The 19,340-nt window shown below is 64.9% G+C and carries 21 protein-coding genes and 1 pseudogene; 11 read left to right on the forward strand and 11 right to left on the reverse strand.

Annotation, left to right across the window (positions count from 1 at the left end):
• The 3 genes and pseudogenes from EN781_RS04210 to EN781_RS04220 all read left to right on the forward strand — a co-directional run.
• On the forward strand, nt 1-516 hold a 516-nt coding region (locus EN781_RS04210; protein WP_189347308.1), incomplete at its 5' end, for an FAD-dependent monooxygenase.
• A 65-nt stretch (nt 517-581) separates the two neighbouring features.
• Nucleotides 582-804, forward strand: a pseudogene (locus tag EN781_RS04215) (BrnT family toxin).
• A complete protein-coding gene (locus EN781_RS04220; RefSeq protein WP_126055164.1) occupies nt 782-1,105 on the forward strand; it encodes a BrnA antitoxin family protein in 324 nt (107 codons plus the stop codon). Before EN781_RS04215 ends, EN781_RS04220 begins: the two are co-directional and overlap by 23 nt.
• Here the strand turns inward: EN781_RS04220 and EN781_RS04225 are convergent, their stop codons facing one another.
• The 7 genes from EN781_RS04225 to EN781_RS04255 all read right to left on the reverse strand — a co-directional run bounded on the left by EN781_RS04225 (nt 1,106) and on the right by EN781_RS04255 (nt 8,126).
• Nucleotides 1,106-1,771 (reverse strand): TIGR02117 family protein, encoded by a 666-nt coding sequence (locus EN781_RS04225; protein ID WP_126055165.1) that lies wholly within the window; start codon nt 1,769-1,771, stop codon nt 1,106-1,108.
• A 100-nt stretch (nt 1,772-1,871) separates the two neighbouring features.
• Nucleotides 1,872-2,675 (reverse strand): amino acid ABC transporter ATP-binding protein, encoded by an 804-nt coding sequence (locus tag EN781_RS04230; protein ID WP_126055166.1) that lies wholly within the window; start codon nt 2,673-2,675, stop codon nt 1,872-1,874.
• Nucleotides 2,676-2,750: 75 nt separating this feature from the next.
• Entirely contained in the window at nt 2,751-3,908 is a 1,158-nt protein-coding gene (locus tag EN781_RS04235; RefSeq protein ID WP_126055167.1) for an amino acid ABC transporter permease, read from the reverse strand.
• A gap of 4 nt (nt 3,909-3,912) precedes the next feature.
• Nucleotides 3,913-5,100 carry an amino acid ABC transporter permease gene (locus EN781_RS04240; RefSeq protein ID WP_126055168.1) on the reverse strand — a complete coding sequence of 396 codons (1,188 nt, stop codon included), beginning with the start codon at nt 5,098-5,100 and terminating at the stop codon, nt 3,913-3,915.
• A gap of 63 nt (nt 5,101-5,163) precedes the next feature.
• Nucleotides 5,164-6,192 carry an amino acid ABC transporter substrate-binding protein gene (locus EN781_RS04245; protein WP_126055169.1) on the reverse strand — a complete coding sequence of 343 codons (1,029 nt, stop codon included), beginning with the start codon at nt 6,190-6,192 and terminating at the stop codon, nt 5,164-5,166.
• Between the two features lie 437 nt (nt 6,193-6,629).
• The gene (locus tag EN781_RS04250) at nt 6,630-7,484 is read right to left on the reverse strand and encodes a DUF2182 domain-containing protein (RefSeq protein ID WP_126055170.1); all 855 of its coding nucleotides are present in this window, start codon (nt 7,482-7,484) and stop codon (nt 6,630-6,632) included.
• 6 nt (nt 7,485-7,490) lie between these two features.
• Nucleotides 7,491-8,126, reverse strand: a complete 636-nt coding sequence (locus EN781_RS04255; RefSeq protein WP_126055171.1) for a DUF1326 domain-containing protein — start codon at nt 8,124-8,126, stop codon at nt 7,491-7,493.
• A 313-nt stretch (nt 8,127-8,439) separates the two neighbouring features.
• On the opposite strand from EN781_RS04255, the gene EN781_RS04260 reads away from it, so the two are divergent.
• The 5 genes from EN781_RS04260 to EN781_RS04280 all read left to right on the forward strand — a co-directional run bounded on the left by EN781_RS04260 (nt 8,440) and on the right by EN781_RS04280 (nt 12,606).
• The gene (locus tag EN781_RS04260; RefSeq protein WP_126055172.1) at nt 8,440-9,606 is read left to right on the forward strand and encodes a cystathionine beta-lyase; all 1,167 of its coding nucleotides are present in this window, start codon (nt 8,440-8,442) and stop codon (nt 9,604-9,606) included.
• A gap of 213 nt (nt 9,607-9,819) precedes the next feature.
• A complete protein-coding gene (locus EN781_RS04265) occupies nt 9,820-10,899 on the forward strand; it encodes an HPP family protein (RefSeq protein WP_127399806.1) in 1,080 nt (359 codons plus the stop codon).
• Nucleotides 10,900-10,994: 95 nt separating this feature from the next.
• Nucleotides 10,995-11,684, forward strand: a complete 690-nt coding sequence (locus EN781_RS04270) for an RNA polymerase sigma factor (RefSeq protein ID WP_126055174.1) — start codon at nt 10,995-10,997, stop codon at nt 11,682-11,684.
• 86 nt (nt 11,685-11,770) lie between these two features.
• Entirely contained in the window at nt 11,771-12,295 is a 525-nt protein-coding gene (locus EN781_RS04275; RefSeq protein WP_126055175.1) for a DUF4142 domain-containing protein, read from the forward strand.
• Nucleotides 12,292-12,606 carry a cupredoxin family copper-binding protein gene (locus EN781_RS04280; RefSeq protein WP_126055176.1) on the forward strand — a complete coding sequence of 105 codons (315 nt, stop codon included), beginning with the start codon at nt 12,292-12,294 and terminating at the stop codon, nt 12,604-12,606. The genes EN781_RS04275 and EN781_RS04280 overlap by 4 nt, the downstream gene beginning before the upstream one ends.
• Here EN781_RS04280 and EN781_RS04285 read toward each other — a convergent pair.
• A complete protein-coding gene (locus EN781_RS04285) occupies nt 12,552-13,460 on the reverse strand; it encodes a crotonase/enoyl-CoA hydratase family protein (RefSeq protein ID WP_127399807.1) in 909 nt (302 codons plus the stop codon). The genes EN781_RS04280 and EN781_RS04285 overlap by 55 nt on opposite strands.
• A gap of 84 nt (nt 13,461-13,544) precedes the next feature.
• Here EN781_RS04285 and EN781_RS04290 point away from each other — a divergent pair, with 84 nt between their 5' ends.
• Complete coding sequence (locus tag EN781_RS04290) at nt 13,545-14,198, forward strand: TetR/AcrR family transcriptional regulator (protein ID WP_127399808.1); 654 nt, start codon at nt 13,545-13,547, stop codon at nt 14,196-14,198.
• Here the strand turns inward: EN781_RS04290 and EN781_RS04295 are convergent.
• The 3 genes from EN781_RS04295 to EN781_RS04305 all read right to left on the reverse strand — a co-directional run bounded on the left by EN781_RS04295 (nt 14,101) and on the right by EN781_RS04305 (nt 17,546).
• Nucleotides 14,101-14,997 (reverse strand): LysR family transcriptional regulator, encoded by an 897-nt coding sequence (locus EN781_RS04295; protein WP_245455490.1) that lies wholly within the window; start codon nt 14,995-14,997, stop codon nt 14,101-14,103. The two genes, EN781_RS04290 and EN781_RS04295, sit on opposite strands and share 98 nt — an antisense overlap.
• A 55-nt stretch (nt 14,998-15,052) precedes the next feature.
• Nucleotides 15,053-16,162, reverse strand: a complete 1,110-nt coding sequence (locus tag EN781_RS04300) for a branched-chain amino acid ABC transporter substrate-binding protein (protein WP_126059115.1) — start codon at nt 16,160-16,162, stop codon at nt 15,053-15,055.
• 61 nt (nt 16,163-16,223) lie between these two features.
• On the reverse strand, nt 16,224-17,546 hold the full coding sequence (locus EN781_RS04305; protein WP_126055178.1) for an aminotransferase class I/II-fold pyridoxal phosphate-dependent enzyme: 1,323 nt from the start codon (nt 17,544-17,546) through the stop codon (nt 16,224-16,226).
• Nucleotides 17,547-17,804: 258 nt separating this feature from the next.
• On the opposite strand from EN781_RS04305, the gene EN781_RS04310 reads away from it, so the two are divergent.
• Together EN781_RS04310 and EN781_RS04315 are read left to right on the forward strand one after the other, a co-directional pair.
• Nucleotides 17,805-18,362, forward strand: coding sequence for an OsmC family protein (locus EN781_RS04310; RefSeq protein ID WP_126055179.1), 558 nt, complete (start codon nt 17,805-17,807; stop codon nt 18,360-18,362).
• 92 nt (nt 18,363-18,454) lie between these two features.
• The coding region (locus EN781_RS04315; RefSeq protein WP_127399809.1) for an NAD(P)-binding domain-containing protein at nt 18,455-19,340 on the forward strand (886 nt) is incomplete at its 3' end.

The raw sequence follows: 19,340 nt of genomic DNA on the forward strand, positions 1-19,340 counted from the left end.
GCCTTCAACCTCGCGGCCTTCACCAAGGGCGAGCGCATCGCGGAAGGCTGGTCCGGCCATGCCGACCCGGCCATCCTCTCGGGCGCCATGCGCGGCACGGCACCGGCGCTGGCAAGGCTTGTCGCGCTGGCCGGCCCGTGGACGGCGTTTCCGATCCACACGGTCGAGCAACAGCGCTGGACGATGCAAGACGGGATCGCGCTCATCGGCGATGCAGCGCATGCAATGACGCCGTTCGCGGCGCAGGGCGCCGCCATGGGAATAGAAGACGCCGCCATGCTTGCCGGCGTGATCGCCGACTTCCCTGCCGACTTGCGACAGGGGCTTGCCACCTGGGAGAACCTCAGGCGGCCGCGCGTCGAGAAGGTGCTGAGGCGCGGCGCGCTCAACCGGCTTGCCTGGCACGCCTGGGGGCCGGTGGCGATCGCGCGGAACCTGGTGCTGGCGACGCGGCCGGCGGAGAAACTCGCGGCGGATCTGGACTGGCTGTACGGGTGGGAGGTTGTGAGGCGGTAGGACTTTGAGACCCGCCGACCTTGACGTAATGACTATTTGTAGTTACATTTTTGCGGTTACACCACATGGCAGAATTGCGATTTGAATGGGATACGGAAAAGGCTAGGTCAAATCTGCGCAAACATGGCGTGAGTTTTGAAACTGCCGTTCGCGTTTTCTCAGATCCCTTCGCGCTGGTGGAGCAGGACAGAGTCGAGGATGGCGAATACCGCTGGCAGCCGGATCATTTCCGCGCGGCGCGCCACGCCGGGAGAAAGAAGACGTTATGCGCAAAGTCGTTCGATATAATTTTGATCCGACAAATCCGCCTCCGCTGACGGAAGCCCAGAAGTCAGAAATCGCGGCTTTGAAGGCGCGCCCGGAGAACGATGTCGATACAAGTGATATCCCAGAACTAGCGCAAGAGTTCTGGCAGAACGCTGTTCGAAATCCGTACTTCAAACCGATCAAGCAGCAGCTGACTCTTCGTCTCGATTCCGATCTCGTTGCCTGGTTCAAGAGGCACACGCCAGATGGGCGCGGCTATCAAAGCGCTATCAACAAGGCATTGCGCGAATATGTGACGAAGCGGGGCCGTAAAGCCGGCTAGCTAATCATACAACCTCATCGACCACCCCAGCGACACCGGCAGCGGGTTCCACCAGCCGGTGCGCAGGCCGGCGGTGCGCAGCGCGGCCGCCGTCCAGGTGTTGCAGCCGACCAGCGCGTTGAAATGGCCGTTGGCCTCGTAGAAGCGGTCGAAGCGGGAATAGCCCGCATTGTCGATGACCATCGGGCCGTCCGGTCCCCGGCGGAAGCTCGCCGCGATGTAGTCGAGGAGCGCGGCGAAGCGATCCTCGCCGATGTCGAAGCCAGCGACGTCGGAATGCGGCTCGGCAATCGTGCCGGCGATGTCGACATGCATCACCGAGGCGTCCAGCGTCAGCGCCTTGAGGACCGGCACCGCCTTGACCTGCGACCACCTCGGCGTTTCCAGGTAGAAGGCACGACCGCCCCAGCCGAAGACGATATAGCGGACCTCGGGAGCATCGGCGGGAATGCCGGCATCGGTGAGGAAATGGAAGCGCCGGCGCACCTCCTCATCGACGGGGATGGCGATATCGGTGTGGATCGGGTTGCTCAGCACCAGTATGTGCCTGCTGCCCTCGCCCGCGGCGGCCGCCGGCCAAAGCGGGCGCGGTACCAGCGTGCCGAGCGCCGCGGCAAGCACGATGGCGGCCAGCAGGCCAACAAGGAGACGCCAGACCTTTCTCAACGATGACACCTTTGCGGCCTCACGACAGATAGCGTCGGGCGGTGCACATGAAAAAAGCCCGGCCGCATTGCGGCCGGGCTCTCCCAACGGCGTGGAAAACTCAATGCAGGATCTGCGACAGGAAGAGCTTCGTGCGCTCATGGCGCGGGTGATCGAAGAACTCGGCCGGCGTGTTCTGCTCGACGATCTGGCCCTGATCCATGAAGATCACCCGGTTGGCGACCTTGCGGGCAAAGCCCATCTCATGGGTGACGCAAAGCATCGTCATGCCTTCCTCGGCCAGACCCACCATCGTCTCCAGCACTTCCTTGATCATTTCGGGATCGAGCGCCGAGGTCGGCTCGTCGAACAGCATGATGCGCGGGTTCATGCACAGCGAGCGGGCGATCGCCACGCGCTGCTGCTGGCCGCCGGAGAGCTGACCGGGATATTTGTTGGCCTGCTCCGGAATTTTCACGCGCTTCAAGAAATGCATGGCGATCTCTTCCGCCTGCTTCTTCGGCGTCTTGCGCACCCAGATCGGCGCCAGCGTGCAGTTCTCCAGGATCGTCAGATGCGGGAACAGGTTGAAGTGCTGAAACACCATTCCGACCTCGCGGCGCACCTCGTCGATCTTCTTCAGATCGTTGGTCAGTTCCTTGCCGTCGACGATGATCTTGCCCTTCTGGTGCTCCTCCAGCCGGTTGATGCAGCGGATCATGGTCGACTTGCCGGAGCCGGACGGGCCGCAGATGACGATACGCTCGCCGCGCATCACCTTCAGATTGATATCTTTCAGCACATGGAACTCGCCGTACCATTTGTGCATGCCGACGATGTCGATGGCGACATCGGTGGTCGAGATGTGCATCTTCTTGGCATCGACCTTGAGGTCTTCCGCGCTGACGGCGTTTTCGGTGGTCATGGCCAATTCCCCTTATCGTTGTGTTTGATGCATGTCGTTACCCCAAAACCGCTAAACACTTTTGGGCGACATGCATCAGCGTTTGTAGCCGGTGTCGAGCCGGCGTTCCGTGTACATTGAATAGCGCGACATACCGAAGCAGAACAGCCAGAACACGAAAGCGGCGAACACCAGGCCGGACTTCGCGGTCTGCGGTGTCGCCCAATTGGCGTCGGAGAAGTTCTGCTTGACGACGCCGAGCAGGTCGAACATCGAGATGATCAGCACCAGGCTGGTGTCCTTGAACATGCCGATGAAGGTGTTGACGATGCCGGGGATAACCAGCTTCAGCGCCTGCGGCAGCACGATCAGCCCCATCTTCTGCCAGTAGCCGAGGCCGAGCGAATCGGCGCCTTCGTACTGCCCTTTCGGGATCGCCTGCAGGCCGCCGCGCACCACCTCCGCCATATAGGCGGCGGCAAACAGCGACACACCGATCAGAGCCCTCAGGAACTTGTCGAAGGTGACGCCCTCCGGCAGGAACAACGGCAGCATGACGCTGACGAAGAACAGCACCGTGATCAGCGGAATGCCACGCACCGTCTCGATGAAGATCACGCACAGCATCTTGATGATCGGCATCTTTGAGCGCCGACCGAGCGCCAGCACCGTGCCAAGCGGCAGCGAGACAGCGATGCCGACGAAGGACAGGCTGAGCGTGACCAGCAGACCACCCCACAGCGAGGTCTCGACATGCGGCAGGCCGAACACGCCGCCGAGCAGCAGGAAGAACGAGACGATCGGCAGAACCAGGAAAAGCAAGATGGCGTTCAGCCCCTTGCGTGGCACGCGCGGGATCAGCATCGGCACCAGCAGCGCCACGAACAGGATGGCGACGAGGATCGGCCGCCAGCGCTCCTCGATCGGATAGCGGCCGAACATGAACTGGCCGAACTTGGCGTTGACGAAGGCCCAGCAGGCGCCGCTCCAGCCGTCCGGCTGGATGCCGCCCTGCGAGACGGTGGCGCAGACGGTGCGGTCCGAACCCGTCCACTGGGCGCTGAGCAGGGCCCAGTTTATGACCTGCGGCAGGATCCAGGCGACGATGAGAATGCCGAGGATGGTCAGGATGGTGTCGCCGGGGGTGGCGATCAGGTTCTTGCGTACCCAGGCATAGAGCCCGCGTTCGCTTGGCGGCGCCGGCTGGGCAAGAGCCATCTCGGTGCGCACCCAGGACATATCGTGTTCCTGCATGACCCTACCTCTCCACCAGTGCCATTCTGGCGTTGACGACGTTCATGACCGCGGAGGTCACGAGGCTCAGCACCAGATAGGCGATCATCATGATCAGCACGCCCTCCACCGCCTGGCCGGTCTGGTTGAGCACCGTGCCGGCGGTGGCGGTGAGATCGGGATAGCCGATGGCGATCGCCAGCGAGGAGTTCTTGGTCAGGTTGAGATACTGGCTGGTCAGCGGCGGGATGACGATGCGCATGGCCTGCGGCACCACGACCAGCCGCAGGATCGGGCCTGAGCGCAGCCCCAGCGCCCCGGCCGCCTCGGTCTGGCCTCTGCTGACGCCCCTGATACCGGCACGCACGATCTCGGCGATGAAGGCCGCCGTGTAGCAGGACAGCGCCAGATAGAGCGAAAGGAATTCCGGCTTGACCTGGAAGCCGCCAGTCAGGTTGAAGGTCGATTGCTTCGGAAAATCAAAGCTCAGCGGGAAGCCGCTGAGAGCGTAGGCAAGCAGCGGCAGGCCGGCGATCAGCGCTATCGAAGTCCAGAACACCGGGAATTGCTGACCGGTTGTCATCTGCCGCTGGCGTGCCGTACGGGCGACGAACCAAGCCATGGCGAGGCCGAGGAGGAAGGCGACCAGGATCAGCCAGGAGCCGTCACCCCATATGGCGCGCGGGAAATAGAAGCCGCGCTGGTTGAGGAAGGAGCCGAAGGGCAGGTTGTAGCTCTCGCGCGGCGGCGGCAGCACGGCGAGCACGCCGGAATACCAGAAGAAGATGACCAGCAACGGCGGGATGTTGCGGAAGATTTCGACATAGACCGTGCAGATCTTGCGGATCAGCCAGTTCTGCGACAGACGACCGATGCCGACGATGAAGCCGATGATCGTGGCGGTGATGATGCCGGCGACGGCGACGATGATCGTGTTGATCAGCCCGACAATAATGGCGCGGCCATAGGTCGAGTCCGACGTGTATGCGATCGGTGTGTCCGAGATGTCGAAGCCGGCGCGTCCCTTGAGGAAGCCGAAGCCGGAGGCGATATGCAGACGTGCCAGATTGTCGATGACGTTCTGCACGATCCACCAGACCGAGCCGAACAGAATGACGATTACCAGCGTCTGGAAGAAGAGGCTGCGTACCTTAGGGTCATTGATGAAGGAAGCCCTGCTCGGCTCCTCGCGAAGGATTTCCTGCGATGCCATGCGACCGTCCCCTGGAAAGAGAAACCGGGAGGCAGACAACCTGCCTCCCGGATCACATTTCGATCAGCGGATCGGCGGAGCGTATTGCAGACCGCCTTTGGTCCAGAGCGCGTTGATGCCGCGCGCGATCTTGAGCGGGCTGCCCGAGCCGACGTTACGCTCGAACACTTCGCCGTAATTGCCGACAGCCTTGACGATATTCACGACCCAGTCGTTGGAGACGCCGAGATCGGTGCCGATCTTGGTGTCCGCCTCCTGGCCGAGCACGCGCTTGATCTCAGGATTGTCGGAGGCCTTCATCTCCTCGACATTGGCCTTGGTGATGCCGAGTTCCTCGGCGTCGAGCAGCGCGAAATAGGTCCACTTGACGATGTGGTACCACTGGTCGTCGCCCTGGCGCACGGCCGGGCCGAGCGGCTCCTTGGAGATGATCTCGGGCAACACGACGTGGTCGGCCGGGGCGCCCAGCGTCAGGCGGATGCCGTAGAGGCCCGACTGGTCGGTGGTGTAGACGTCGCAGCGGCCGGCGTCATAGGCGGCGTTGACCTCTTCCAGCTTCTCGAACACGACGGGGTTGTACTCCATCTTGTTCGACTTGAAGTAGTCGGCAAGGTTGAGCTCGGTCGTGGTGCCGCTCTGCACGCAGACGGCGGCGCCCGAAAGCTGCAGCGCCGAATTCACGCCGGGCAGCTTCTTGGCGTTGATCATGAAGCCCTGGCCGTCATAGTAGGTGGTGCCGATGAAGTTCAGGCCGAGCGCGGTGTCGCGGTTGATCGTCCAGGTGGTGTTGCGCGACAGGATGTCGACCTCGCCCGACTGCAGCGCGGTGAAGCGTTCCTTGGCGCTGAGCGGCGTGAACTTGACCTTGGAGCCGTCACCGAAGACGGCGGCCGCGACGGCGCGGCAGAAATCGGCGTCGATGCCCTGCCAGTCACCCTTGTCGTCCGGCGCCGAGAAGCCGGCCAGACCGGTCGAGACGCCGCACTGGATGAAGCCCTTCTGCTTGACGGTGTCGAGCGTGCCGGCCGAAGCCGCCGATGCTGTAAACCCAAGCGCGGCGGCGCCGAGAATGCCGAATGCAATATGTTTCATGACCCACAGACCCTTTTCTGTTTTACAGGTGACCCTGTTCTCAGGCGACCCTGATCTTTTCCCGCGTGAACGCAGCTCCCTTCCGGCCACTCCCGGACCCCGCATCGCAACCGACGCGCTGCCTCCCATTCACGAACTGCATCGAAGGCGATTATTCCTGTGAGGTCAAGGGAAATGACCGAATTCCAACGCGTTTGAAATCCGATTGCCGGAAATGCCCGAATTGCAGACAAACGCGCCCGTAAATTTGCCACGGCCGCAAACAAAGTCGGCAAAGTCCGGCCACCCGCATGAGCCCAACACCGGCAATGATCAGGCTGGCGTTTATTCTTGTTTTCTTGGGGAAAACCTCGCCGGCAACCGCACCTTGGCGAACCGGACGGCCGGCTGCATTCATCGATGCAGATCAACATGTATGATGAGCAGCACACGGACAATCACTGGGTAAGCAACCAGACGCCGATGGCCACCATCAGGGTGCCGGAGATCCGCGGAATCACCCGGCCGGCCGGGACGGTCTTCTCCAGCAGGATGAGGATGGCGATGCCGGCGACCCACAGCACGTTCATGACGCCGCCGACGAACAGCAGCGCCATCAGCGCCCAGCAACAGCCGAGGCAATAGGCGCCGTGCGCGATACCCAGCCGCAGCGCGCCGAGCGGCGCGGTGCGGAAGCCGCCATGACTGGTCAGGAAGGCGATCGGCGCCTGGCATTGGCTGAGGCAGACGCCCTTCACCGGCGTCCATTGGTAGAGGCCGGCGGCAATCAGGATGACGCCGCCGAGGATGCCGCTGTTGGTCGCCATCGTCGGGTCCAGCAAAGCGAGACGGCCCAGCAGCCATTGCGCGCCTGTGGCCGCAAGGCTGAAGGCCACCCAGACCAGCAGATAGCCAGCGAAGAACCACCCTGTCGAGGCGATGGGCCGGCCGCTCGCCCCGGCTTTGCGGCCGACGCCGGCATAGAGCAGCAGCATCGGCGCGACCGATGGTGTCATCATGCCAACCATCATCACCGACCACATGGCGAAGATGAAAACGAAATCGGCCACCGTCCAGGCGCGGATGGCCGGCGCGACCGCCGCACCAATGTCCATGCCAGGCATGTCCATGCCACTCATAGACGTGTTCATGCCGGCCATGTCGCCGCCGGTCTCACTGGGCGTGGCGGGCATGCCCATGGAGGCGGCGAGCCAAAACACATAGGCCCAAGCGAGCACGGCAATCACCACGAGCGATGCGGCAACGACCGCGCGGTCACGCCGCAGCACCGCTTCGAGGGCCGTGTCGCTCATGCGATTTCAGTGCACCACGCCGCTTTGCGTCATATGCATGATGGCGAAGTGGCTGTGACTGTCGGCCAATTCGAACTTGATCGGGCCCGATGCCCTGGTCCAGCCGCGCCCGGCCTCTGCGAGCGCGTATTCGAAGCCGTGCGGCAGGTCGATGCGCACCCGATGCTCTTGGCCGGTGACGGGGTTCTTGATCGGCTCGCCGTGACCGGACGTCACGCCGGGCACGTCCATCCGGGCCGTGCGCGCATCGATGTCGATGCTGAGGTCGATGGCGGCGAAGATCGGATCGTGCACCTTCTCCAGCGTGGTCGAGAAGACCTGGAAGATGGTCGCGCCGGGTTCGGTGTCCTGGCCGCTCAGGATGCGAAGCAACGCGTTGCGCTGCGCTTCGGTGGCCCGTTCGTCGATGACGACCGCTGCCTCGCCCCCGCCCTCATGGATCGGGCCCGGCCAACGGAAGATTCCGGCAAAGCGCAAGCCGTCAAGCTTGGTGTCGCCGTGATAGCCGTGTTCGATTTCCACGCCCGCCACGGCCTGGCAGAACCCATTCGTCGGCAGGGCGTTGAACTGGCACGGGCAGCCATAGGCGCAGTTGCAGTTGGTGAATTCGCGCGCCTTGATCATCCATTTGACGTCGGTCATCGCAGTCCTCCCCTTGGCTGGCACGAAATGCCTGCATTGCGGGGAAGACTGGACCCGCGGCCGGTAAATCGTCCGGCCCGCAGCGAGGCAACCCGGCAATGATTCTATATTAGGACGTAATTATATAACTTTCCCAACAAGCCTGATAGTCGGATCAAAGTCCGAGCGTCCCGGCGCCAAGGCTGGGCTCCCTCGCCGTCCGCCCGGCACGGATTTGGCACATCGAAACACTGCCGCCTGGCGGACGCCGGGCGGTTGCGCGGCCCGGGCCGCCGCATTATGGCTGGCATCACCCCCACCACAGGCAAGAGATATGGCAAAAGACAGCAGCGAACTGGGCATCAACACGCGGCTTGCCCATTCCGGCAACAATCCGCGCGACTATTTCGGCTTCGTCAATCCACCGGTCGTGCATGCCTCGACGGTGCTCTATCCCGATGCGGCGTCGATGGCGGCACGCAGCCAGAAATACACCTACGGCACGCGCGGCACGCCGACCATGGACGCGCTGACGCTTGCGGTCGACGCGCTGGAGGGCTCGGCCGGCACAATCGCCGTGCCCTCGGGCCTCGCCGCGGTGACGGTGCCGCTGCTCACCTTCCTCGCGTGCGGCGACCATCTCTTGATCGTTGACAGCGTCTACCACCCGACACGGCATTTCGCCGACACGATGCTGAAGCGCCTGGGCATCGAAGTGGAGTATTACGACCCTCATATCGGCGCCGGCATCGCCGCGCTGATCAAGGCCAACACCAAAGTGGTGTTCACGGAATCGCCGGGGTCGAACACCTATGAGGTGCAGGACATACCGGCGATCGCCAAAGCGGCGCATCAGGCGGGCGCCATCGTCATGATGGACAACACCTGGGCGACGCCGCTCTATTTCAAGCCACTCGACCATGGCGTCGACATCTCGATCCATGCGGCGACGAAATACCCGGCCGGCCATTCGGACGTGCTGCTCGGCACCGTCTCGGCCAACGAGACGTACTGGAAACAACTCTACGAAGGTTTTTGCACACTGGGCTGCTGTTCCGGGCCCGACGACATCTATCAGGTACTGCGCGGCCTGCGCACGATGGGGGTTCGGCTTGAGCATCACCAGAAGAGCGCGCTCGCGCTAGCGCTCTGGCTGGAGGGGCAGCCAGGCGTGGCGCAGGTGCTGCATCCGGCGCTGGAGAGCCACCCGGACCACGTGCTGTGGAAGCGCGACTTCTGCGGCTCGAGCGGCATCTTCTCGATCGTCCTCAAGGGTGGCGGGCAGAAAGCGCAGCACGCCTTCCTCGACGCGCTGAAGATCTTCGGCCTCGGCTATTCCTGGGGCGGCTATGAGAGCCTCGCCGTACCGGTCTTCCTCGGCGACCGCACCATAGCCAAGCGCTCCTATGAGGGGCCGCTGATCCGCCTGCAAGTCGGGCTTGAGGACGTCGACGATCTCAAGGCCGACTTATTGCGCGGGCTTGCGGCGGCGGCGACCTGACCTGCGAGCGGGAACCCTGAGGGATGGATTCCGCACACGGCCGCAAGGCCTTGGCGCGATTGAGAAAGCGAAGGCCGCAGGCGATAGCCCCCAACCCGCGTCGCGCAATAGTATTCTCCGCAACCGCGAATATGCGGATTGGTTTGGCTTCCAAATTCGCGGCCGCGGCTGCATTGCGGGCGCCGCAATCTCTCTTGCGTTTCAGGATCTGCCATGGCGTTTCGCCTTTTTGTCCCCATCCTTGCCGGCGCGACGCTGCGCGAGCGGCTGCTTGCCTGCATCGGCGCCACGATCGGCATCGCGCTGACCGGCGTGATCAGCGGGCTGGCAATGGGCGGCGGCCCGCATGTGGCGCTGCTGGTGGCACCGATGGGGGCGTCGGCCGTGCTGCTCTTTGCGGTGCCGGCAAGCCCGCTGGCGCAGCCCTGGTCGATCACCGGCGGCAATTCGATCTCGGCACTGGTCGGCGTGACCGTGGCGCACTTCGTGCACGACCCGGTGATCGCGTCCGGCCTTGCGGTGGCGCTCGCCATTGCCGCCATGTCGTTCACCCGCTGCCTGCATCCGCCGGGCGGCGCCGCCGCGCTCACCGCCGTGCTTGGCGGCCCGGCGGTGGTCAGCGCCGGCTTTTTGTTCCCCTTCGTGCCGGTGGCGCTGAATTCGACCCTTCTGGTCACGCTCGGCTTCCTCTTCCACCGGCTGGCGCGGCGCAACTATCCGCATGTCGTCGCGCCCGCCGCCAACAGCCACGGCACCGCCGATCCGCCGCCACAGGAGCGCGTCGGCTTCCGGCCCGAGGATATCGACGCGGCGCTGGCCACGCTCGACGAGACCTTCGACATCGACCGCGACGACCTCGAACGGCTGCTGCGCCAGGTCGAACTGCAGGCCATGGTGCGCTCGCACCGGACGCTGCTTTGCTCAGACATCATGTCCCGCGACGTGATCTCTGTGCCCGAAGACGCCACAGCCGACGCGGCGCGCCAGCAACTGCTCGACCACAATATCCGTACCTTGCCGGTGGTCGACGCCGAAGCCAGGCTGGTGGGCGCCGTCGGCCTGCGCGAGCTGACGAAAGCCACCGACACGGTGAAGGGCGTGATGTCGAAGGTCGGCACCGCCTCGCCCGACACGCCGGCGATGAGCCTGCTGCCAGTGCTGACCGACGGGCGCAGTCATGCGGTGGTGATCGTCGATGCCGAGCGGCGTATCCTCGGCCTGATCACCCAGACCGACCTGCTGGCGGCGGCAGCGCGGGTGCGCGGCGCAGACACGGCGCGGGCGGCGGCGTAATATCGCCGCCGAACACCGCCGAATTCCGGGAACCTTTTGCCGGCAAGGCGCATCCAATGCCCCGATCAGGCATCTGTTCGGGAGATCGGCTCGCAATGCACAAGCTCGCAACGCCCGTAGCGGCGCCGGCAGGGGCGGAAAGCCTGTCCGGCGACATGGCGCTGGTGCGTCGCGCCTTGGCGCGCGAGGCGGAGGCCTGCCGCGCCATCATCAAGGCTAACAACCAGCGTCTCTACCGCATCGCGCGCGGCGTTGTGCGCAACGACGCCGAGGCCGAGGACATCGTGCAGGAGGCCTATGTGCGGGCCTTCGCCAATCTTTCAACTTTTCGTGGCGGATCCTCGCTCTCGACCTGGCTGTCGCGCATCGTCATCAACGAGGCGCTCGGTCGGCTGCGCAAGCGAAAACGGATCGTGGCGCTGCCCGAAAACCCGGAGGCGCAGATCATCCGCTTCCCTCTAAACCCCAGCGACGATCCGGAGCGGACGATGGCGCAGCGGCAGATCCTCGCACTGGTCGAACGGGCGACCGACAGCCTGCCCGACGTCTACCGCAGCGTGTTCGTAGCCCGCGTCATAGAGGGCTTCAGCATGGACGAGACCGCCGACCTGCTTGGCGTCAAGCCCGAGACCGTCAAGACCAGGCTGCACCGGGCGCGCGCCCTGGTGCGCAAGGCGCTGGACGACGAGATCGGCCCGGTGCTGCTCGACGCCTTCCCCTTCGCCGGCCGCCGCTGCGAGCGGCTGACCGAGGCGGTGATGAAAAGACTGGGGATCGAAGGCTGATTCCCGGGAACGTTTCGGCCCTTCCCGCATCCAATCAGCGTTAACCGAAGAACGCGAGCCCGGCACCACCGGGCGAAGGAGATGCCATGCTTACCCGACCGACCGTTGCCCTCGCCGCCCTGCTCATGCTCGGCGCAGCGCCGCTGGCGCAGGCCGCCGACAAGCCGACCGATCCGCAGATCGCCCACATCGCCTACACGGCGGGCACGATCGACATCGAGGCGGCGAAGCTGGCGATCGAGAAGTCCAAGACCAAGGAGGTCGTGGATTTCGCCAACGACATGGTGCGCGACCATGAGGCGGTGAACAAGCAGGCGCTCGACCTGGTCAAGAAGCTCAATGTCACGCCGGAGGACAACGCCACGAGCCAGGCGCTGGCCAAGGCGGCGGCAGAAGAACGCGGCAAGCTCGCGAAGCTCGACGGCGCGGCCTTCGACAAGGCCTATGTCGAGAATGAGGTGGCCTACCACAAGCAGGTCAACGGGGCGCTGGAGACCCTGCTCATCCCGTCGGCGAGCAATGCCGAGTTGAAGAGCCTGCTGGAAACCGGGCTGAAGATCTTCCAGGGGCATCAGCAGCATGCCGAGCATGTCGCCGGCAGCCTGAAATGACGGCGCTGACACGGCCGGCATTAGCGGCGCTGGCGCTGGCGCTCACCGCCAGCCCGGCGTCCGCAGCCACGATCACGGTAACGATCGACAAGCTTGTTTTTTCGCCAGCAAGCGTCGAGGCCAAGGTCGGCGACACGGTCGAATGGGTGAACAAGGATGGGTTGGCCCACACGGCCACGGTGAAGGGCGGTTGGGAGGCGATGATCCCGCCGAAGTCGAGGGGAAGGATGACTCTCACGGAAGCCGGGGCGGTCGACTATTTCTGCCGCTTCCATCCCAACATGAAGGGCCGTGTCGCCGTTTCGCCCTGATCCGCCAAGCGGTCCATGGCCAGCGAGGCGCGCCTTGCCTCGCTTGGCCGGGTGATGTGCGTCCATGAGCCGTCATAGGCGGGCTTGCGGCGCTCGATCCAGGCGTCGAGGCCCTCGCGCAGGTCGGCGGTCGGGACTATGCGAGCGAACTGCTCGGCCTCGACCAGCAGGCCCTCGGCTATGCTGAGATTGATGCCGCGCGCCACCGCGGTGAGGATGCTGGCCACCGCCGCCTGCGAATGCGTGATGATGCGGCGCGCGAGATCGTGTGCTGCCGGCATCAGCTCGGCTTGCGGCACGATCCTGTTGACGAGGCCGAGTTCCACCGCGCGCGCCGCCGAAAAGGCCTCGCCCGTCAAAAGCAGTTCCAGAGCCCGCTTGCGGCCGGCAAGCCGCGGCAGGCGCTGCGTGCCGCCGAAGGTCGGCGGCATGGCGAGGTTGATCTCCGGCTTGGCGAACAAGGCGCGGTCGCTGGCGATGGCCAGCGGCACCGCCTCGGTGATCTCGCAGCCGCCACCGAAGGCGATGCCGTTGACGGCGGCGATGACCGGCTTGCGGAACGCTTCGAGCCGCGCCGTCAGCCGCTGGCCGCGCATGACGAAGTCGCGCAGCGCGACATCAGCGCCTGCGGCGACACTGACTGAGAATTCGTGGATGTCGGCGCCGGCAGAGAAGGCGCGCTCGCCCGCCCCCGTGAGGATGACGGCGCGAACCGCATCGTCGGTCTCGATCCTGTCGAGCATATCGAGCAGGCGATCGATCAGGGCGTAATTCAAGGCGTTGAGTTTCTCCGGGCGATTGAGCGTCAGCACAGCGACGCGATCGCGGCTTTCGCAAAGCACCAACTCGGTCATGTTCTTTCTCTCCGGTATGGAACGGAGCGAAAGGGATCAGTTTTCGGATTGTCTGTATATTCACTAGTCAGTATACTTGATGGCATGAGCGAACCCACCAGCCCAACTCGCAAACGCCTCGTCGATGCGGCGACGAAACTCTTCTATGCCGAGGGGGTCGGCCGCGTCAGCGTCGACGCAGTGGCCGAGAAGGCGGGGCTGACGAAGCGCACGCTCTACTACCACTTCAGAAGCAAGGACGATTTGATCGCCGCCTATCTCGATGGCCGCGACCAGCCCAACATCAAGCAGATGGCCGGCTGGTTCGAAGCCGCCGAGGGCGGCGTCGACAGGAAGGTCGCGGCGATCTTCACCAATCTGGCGCGGGTGGCAAAGCACCCGAAGTGGAGAGGCTGCGGCTACCTGCGCACGGCCGCCGAGCTCGCGGCGATGCCCGGACACCCTGCAGTCAAATCCGGGTCGCGCCACAAGACCAATTTCGAAAAGTGGCTGGCCGGAGAGCTTTCAAGCCATAAGGTCAGAGAGCCCAACATGCTGGCGCGCGAGATCGTTCTGTTGATGGACGGCGCCTTCTCCAGCATGCTGATCCACCACAATCCCGACTACATCGCCGCTGCCGGCCACGCGGCGGCGACGCTGGTCAAGGTGCGGATGGAGACGGCGGCTCCGCCAGCAGCCAGTCGATCGCCGCGGCGGCGTGGGCGGGTGATCGGTCGGGCGCCAGGATCGAAAGGCTGAAGCCGGTCGGCACGCGCTTTTCGAACGGCGCCACCAGCGATCCGCCGGCAAGCGCGCGCGACACCAGCGCCTCATGGCCCATCAGCACGCCGGCGCCGTCGCCCGCCTGCAGCGCCATGCTGTAGAGCGAGAATTCGGAGCCGGAATCGATCGACGGCCCCTTCAGGCCGGCGGCCTCGAACCACAGGGCCCAGTCGCCGGTCCAGGTCGTGTCCCACAACAGAAGCTGCGCGGCGAGATCGGCCGGCGTCTTCAACTGCCGGGCCAGCGCCGGCGCGCACACCGGAAAGATGACATCATCTGAGAACTTGCAAGCGCGGCCGCCGACCGGTGCCTGCCTGGTCAGGAAGATGGCGAGATCAAAAGGCTCGCGGCGGAAATCCGGCGGCTCCTCCAGCGCGTGGATGGAGGGGCGCAGCGTGGGCAATGCCGCGCGCAGCGCCGGCAGGCGCGGCGCCAGCCACAGCTGCGCGATCGAAGGCAGCGCCGCGATGCTGACCTGCGGCCGGGGCGCCGCGATGCGCAGTTCCTGCACGGCCAGCCCCATAGCGTCGAAGGCGGTGGAGAAGGCAGGCAGAGCGGCGCGGCCGGCGTCGGTGAGATGCAGCCCCTGCGCATGCCTCACGAACAGCGGCGCGCCGAGCCAGGCCTCCAGCGCCTTGACCTGATGCGACACCGCCGCCGGCGTGACGCTGAGCTCGTCCGCCGCCTTGGCGAAGCTTTCGTAACGAGCCGCCGCCTCGAAGGAGCGGAGCGCGTTGAGCGGCGGCATGCGCGGACGCGGCGGATTGACGGCCATTCCGGCTTTTTCCCAAGGAAGCGCCGGCGGCCGTTACCCCGCCGGCGCGAATAATCTATTTGAGGGCCACCGGGGTCAGCTTGCCGTCGACCTTCCGCCACTCAAATACGACGAAGCCCGGCTGCTTGATATCCCCCTTGGCGTCATAGGAGATGGTGCCGAGCACTGTCGAAATGCTTGCACCCGAATGGAGATAGTCGGATGCGGCCTTCGGATCGTCGGCCTTGGCACGGGCGATCGCCTCGGCAAGGATCTGCGTGGCTGCATAGGCGTATAGCGTCACCGCTTCGGTCGGTACGTTCCTGGCTTTCAGGTCGGCGACCGCATCCTTGGCCTCGGCGAAGGTGGCCGGATCGGGAAAGGACGTCATCAGCGTGCCCAAAGCCCCCTCGCCGCCGATGGCGCCGAACTCGCTGTTGGAGATGCCGTCGCCGCCCATCAGGATGGTGGTGACGCCCTGGTCGTGCATCTGGCGCACGATCAGCCCGGCCTCGGTGTGCTGGCCGCCATAATAGACAAGCTCGCCGCCCGACTGCTTGATCCTGGCGACGAGTGGGCTGTAGTCCTTCTCGCCAGGGTTGATTTCCTCTTGCAGCACCGGCCTGCCGCCGCCGGCGTTGTAGGCGCGCGCCATCTCGTCGGCGAGACCCTTGCCCGCCGTCGACTTGTCGTCGACGATCGCCACCTTCTTGCCCTTGAAGCGCTCGAGCACGAATTTGGCGGCGATGGCGCCTTGCTGGTCGTCACGGCCACAAGCGCGAAAAGCGTCCCACAGGCCGCGCTCGGTCACCATCGGGTTGGTGGCCGTCGGCGTCACGAACAGCACGCCGTTCTCGGCATAGATGTCGGAGGCGGGAATGGTGACGCCGGAATTATAGTGGCCGACGACATAATGCACGCCATCGGCGACGAACTTGTTGGCGATCGAGACGCCCTGCTTTGGATCGGAGACATCGTCGCCGACCGAGACGGTGAGTTTTTGCCCGAGCACGCCGCCATTGGCGTTGATGCGCTCGACCGCCGCCTTGACGCCGACGCGGTACTGTTCGCCATAGGCGGCATTCGGCCCCGACATCGGACCGGCGACGCCGAGCACGATATCGGCCCTGGCGACACCGACGGCGGCGGCCGTCATCAGGGCAGCAGTCATCAATCGCAGAATCATGCGCATGTCATTCCCCTTTGTGTTTTGAGAAAGCGGGCTCTTCGCCCGCGCTTTCAGGTGCTCAGTTCACGAAATGCAGTTTTGTGAACCGGCGCCGGAATTCACTGACAGCGGCGGCGATCGCTTCCGGCGCATCGTTGCCGCGCAGCCCCCTGGCGATGAGCGCGGCAAGCTCGGGCATGTCCTTCTCGGTCATGCCCCAGCGCACGATCTCCGGCGTGCCGAAGCGCAGGCCGTTCATGTCGCCGTCGACCGCCGCGATCGGCAGGCCGATGCCGCAGGTGAGGATGTTGGCCCGCCTGAGCCTCTTCGCCGCCGCCTGCCCGCCGCCGAATTCGGCGGCCTGAACCGCGAACTGGTGCGAGGTGGTGTGGCCCTTGGCCGTCGAGAACACCGGCAGGCCGCGCTCGGCAAGCGCCTGAGCCAGCGCCTTCGCCGTGCCGGCCATGGCGGCGGCATAGGCGCGGCCATGCGCCTTCCAGTCGAGCAGTGTGATGGCGAGCGCTGCCGACTTCGCGGCATCGAAATTCGCCGTCATGCCGGGAAAGGCGATCCGGTCGAGCTTCTCGGCGATATCGGCGTCGTTGGTGACGATCAGGCCGGAGGGCGGGCCGCCGAGGCTCTTGTAGGTGCTCATCGTCATGAGATGGGCGCCTTCCTCCAGCGGCTGCTGCCAGGCGTGGCCGGCGATCATGCCGCAGAGATGCGCCGCGTCGAACAGCACCAGCGCCCCGATCTCGTCGGCGATCGTCCGGATCTCGCGGATGGGATGCGGCAGAAGGTTGAGGCTGCTGCCGATGGTGATCATCTTCGGCCGCACCTCAAGGGCGAGTTCGCGCAGCCCGGCGACATCGACCGTGTAGCCATCGCCGTCGACAGGCGCGGTATGGATGTCGAGCCCATAGAGCCCGGCGCAGCCGGCCATGTGATGCGTGACATGGCCGCCGACGGCGGGCGAAGGCACGATCACGCTGTCGCCCGGCCGCGCCGCGGCGATGAAGGCATAGAGATTGGCGATGGCGCCGGAAGGCACGCGGATCTCGGCATAGCGGGCGCCGAACACCTCGGCGGCGAGCTCGGCCGCGATGACCTCGATGCGCTCGACGCCCTCCAACCCCATCTCGTATTTGTCGCCGGGATAGCCGAGCGACGGGCGAGAGCCGAGGCCCGAGGCAAGCGCCGCCTCGGCTCTGGGGTTCATCACGTTGGTCGCCGGATTGAGGTTGACGCAATCGGCCTCATGGACGCGCCGGTTGAGCGCGATGCCCGCCTCGATCGCCGCAAGCACGACGTCGCTCCCCTGCCCGCTCGTTTCCGTGGCCAGCCGCTGGACGAAATCCTCGCACTGCGCGGGAACCCAGGGCCTGCGAGCAAGAGCGGTCATCAATGCCTCCACCGTGCCAACCACCAACGATCCGGATGGTGGCGGCGATGGTATGCCGGCGCAAACGAGTAGTTCTAGGGGCTAGGCTTAGGTATTTTAGGGGTAGTTGAAACGGGCTCCGAAGGGCGACCCTGCCCCGCCGGAAACAACTTGTCGAAACGCCTAGCTGCCCATACCATGCCCGCCCACGACCAAAGCTGATCAGGAGGTCAGTGAAACGGTCGGGTTTTGAGCCAGTGCAATGTAGGGAGGATAATCATGGCTTCCGCAGTACAGGCCGACAATGGCGTCAATGTAGAGGCGCTGCTCGCCGCAAAAGAAGCGCTTACCAATGCCCCGGAGGCCGCGCAATTCAAGTGGCGCGCGGCTTGCGAATGGAAGGATGGCACCCACAGCCACTCGACGGTGGAGAGTTTTTACGGTCTCGGCCAGGACCAGCATCGCAAGACCACCTTCGCATTCGACGCCGACCATCCGGAGGTGTTCGCTTCCCTGGATCAGGGCGCCACGCCTGTCGAATACGTGCTGGTCGGGCTGGCCAGTTGCCTGACCGCCGGCATCGCCGCGGTTGCCCAGAACCGGAACATCCAGCTGAAGTCGGTGAAAGCGACCATCGAGGGCGACATGGATCTCGCCGGCATTCTCGGCATCGACGCCGACGTCCGCAACGGCTTCAGCGGCATCACGGTGAAGTACAACATCGACGCCGACGCCAAGCGCGAGGACATCGAGGCGCTCGTCGCCCAGTCGCAGAAGCGGTCGGCCGTCTATGACATTGTCACCAATCCGACGAACGTCACGGTCGTGGTTAACTGAAAGGCGCTTCGAGCCGTAGACTCGCCTGATGAGAGGTCGCGATTAGTTCCGTCACCACAGTGATTGTCGGTGCAGGGCACGCGGGGCTCGCGATGAGCCGCTGCCTCGCGGAGCGAGCTATCGACCATGTGCTGCTGGAGCGCGGCGAGATCGCCCATAGCTGGCGCACCGAGCGATGGGATTCGCTGCGACTGCTCACGCCCAACTGGCAGAGCCGGCTGCCCGGCTTCCGCTATGATGGCGACGACCCCGACGGCTACCGGACGCTGCCTGAGGCGATCGACTTCCTCGGCACCTATGCCAGGGCGATCTCGGCGCCGGTCAGGACCCATACGACCGTTACCTCGGTCCGCGCCGACGATGCCGGATATCTGGTGCGCACGGACCGCGGCGAGTGGCGGTGCCGGACCGTCGTGCTGGCGTCGGGCGCGTGCAACATCGCGCGCCTGCCCGATTTCGCCGCCCGCGTGCCGCCGTCGGTCGCCATGCTGACGGCGCAGTCCTACCGCAACCCAGGCCAGGTCGCCGACGGCGGCGTGATGGTGGTGGGCGCCTCGTCGAGCGGCACCCAGATCGCACAGGAACTGCAGCGTTCGGGGCGTCAGGTGACGCTGTCGGTGGGCGAGCACATAAGGGCGCCCCGCGTCTATCGCGGCAAGGACCTGGAATGGTGGATGGACGCCGCCGGCGTGCTGGACGAGCGCTACGACGAGGTCGACGACATCAGGCGGGCGCGACGCGTTCCTTCGCTGCAGCTTGCCGGCACGCCCGACCGCACCACCCTCGACCTTAACGCGCTGCTCGACCGCGGCGTCAGGCTCGTCGGCCGTCTCGCCGGCATCACCGAAGACGGCAAGGCGCAGTTTGCCGGGTCGTTGCGCAACATGTGCGCGCTTTCCGATCTCAAGATGGCCCGGCTGCTCGACCTCATTGACGAATGGGCGCGCGACAACGGGCTGGACGCGACGGTCGGACCGC

The organism is Mesorhizobium sp. M4A.F.Ca.ET.090.04.2.1 (assembly GCF_003999085.1).
In the GTDB taxonomy this organism is placed as follows: Bacteria; Pseudomonadota; Alphaproteobacteria; order Rhizobiales; family Rhizobiaceae; genus Mesorhizobium.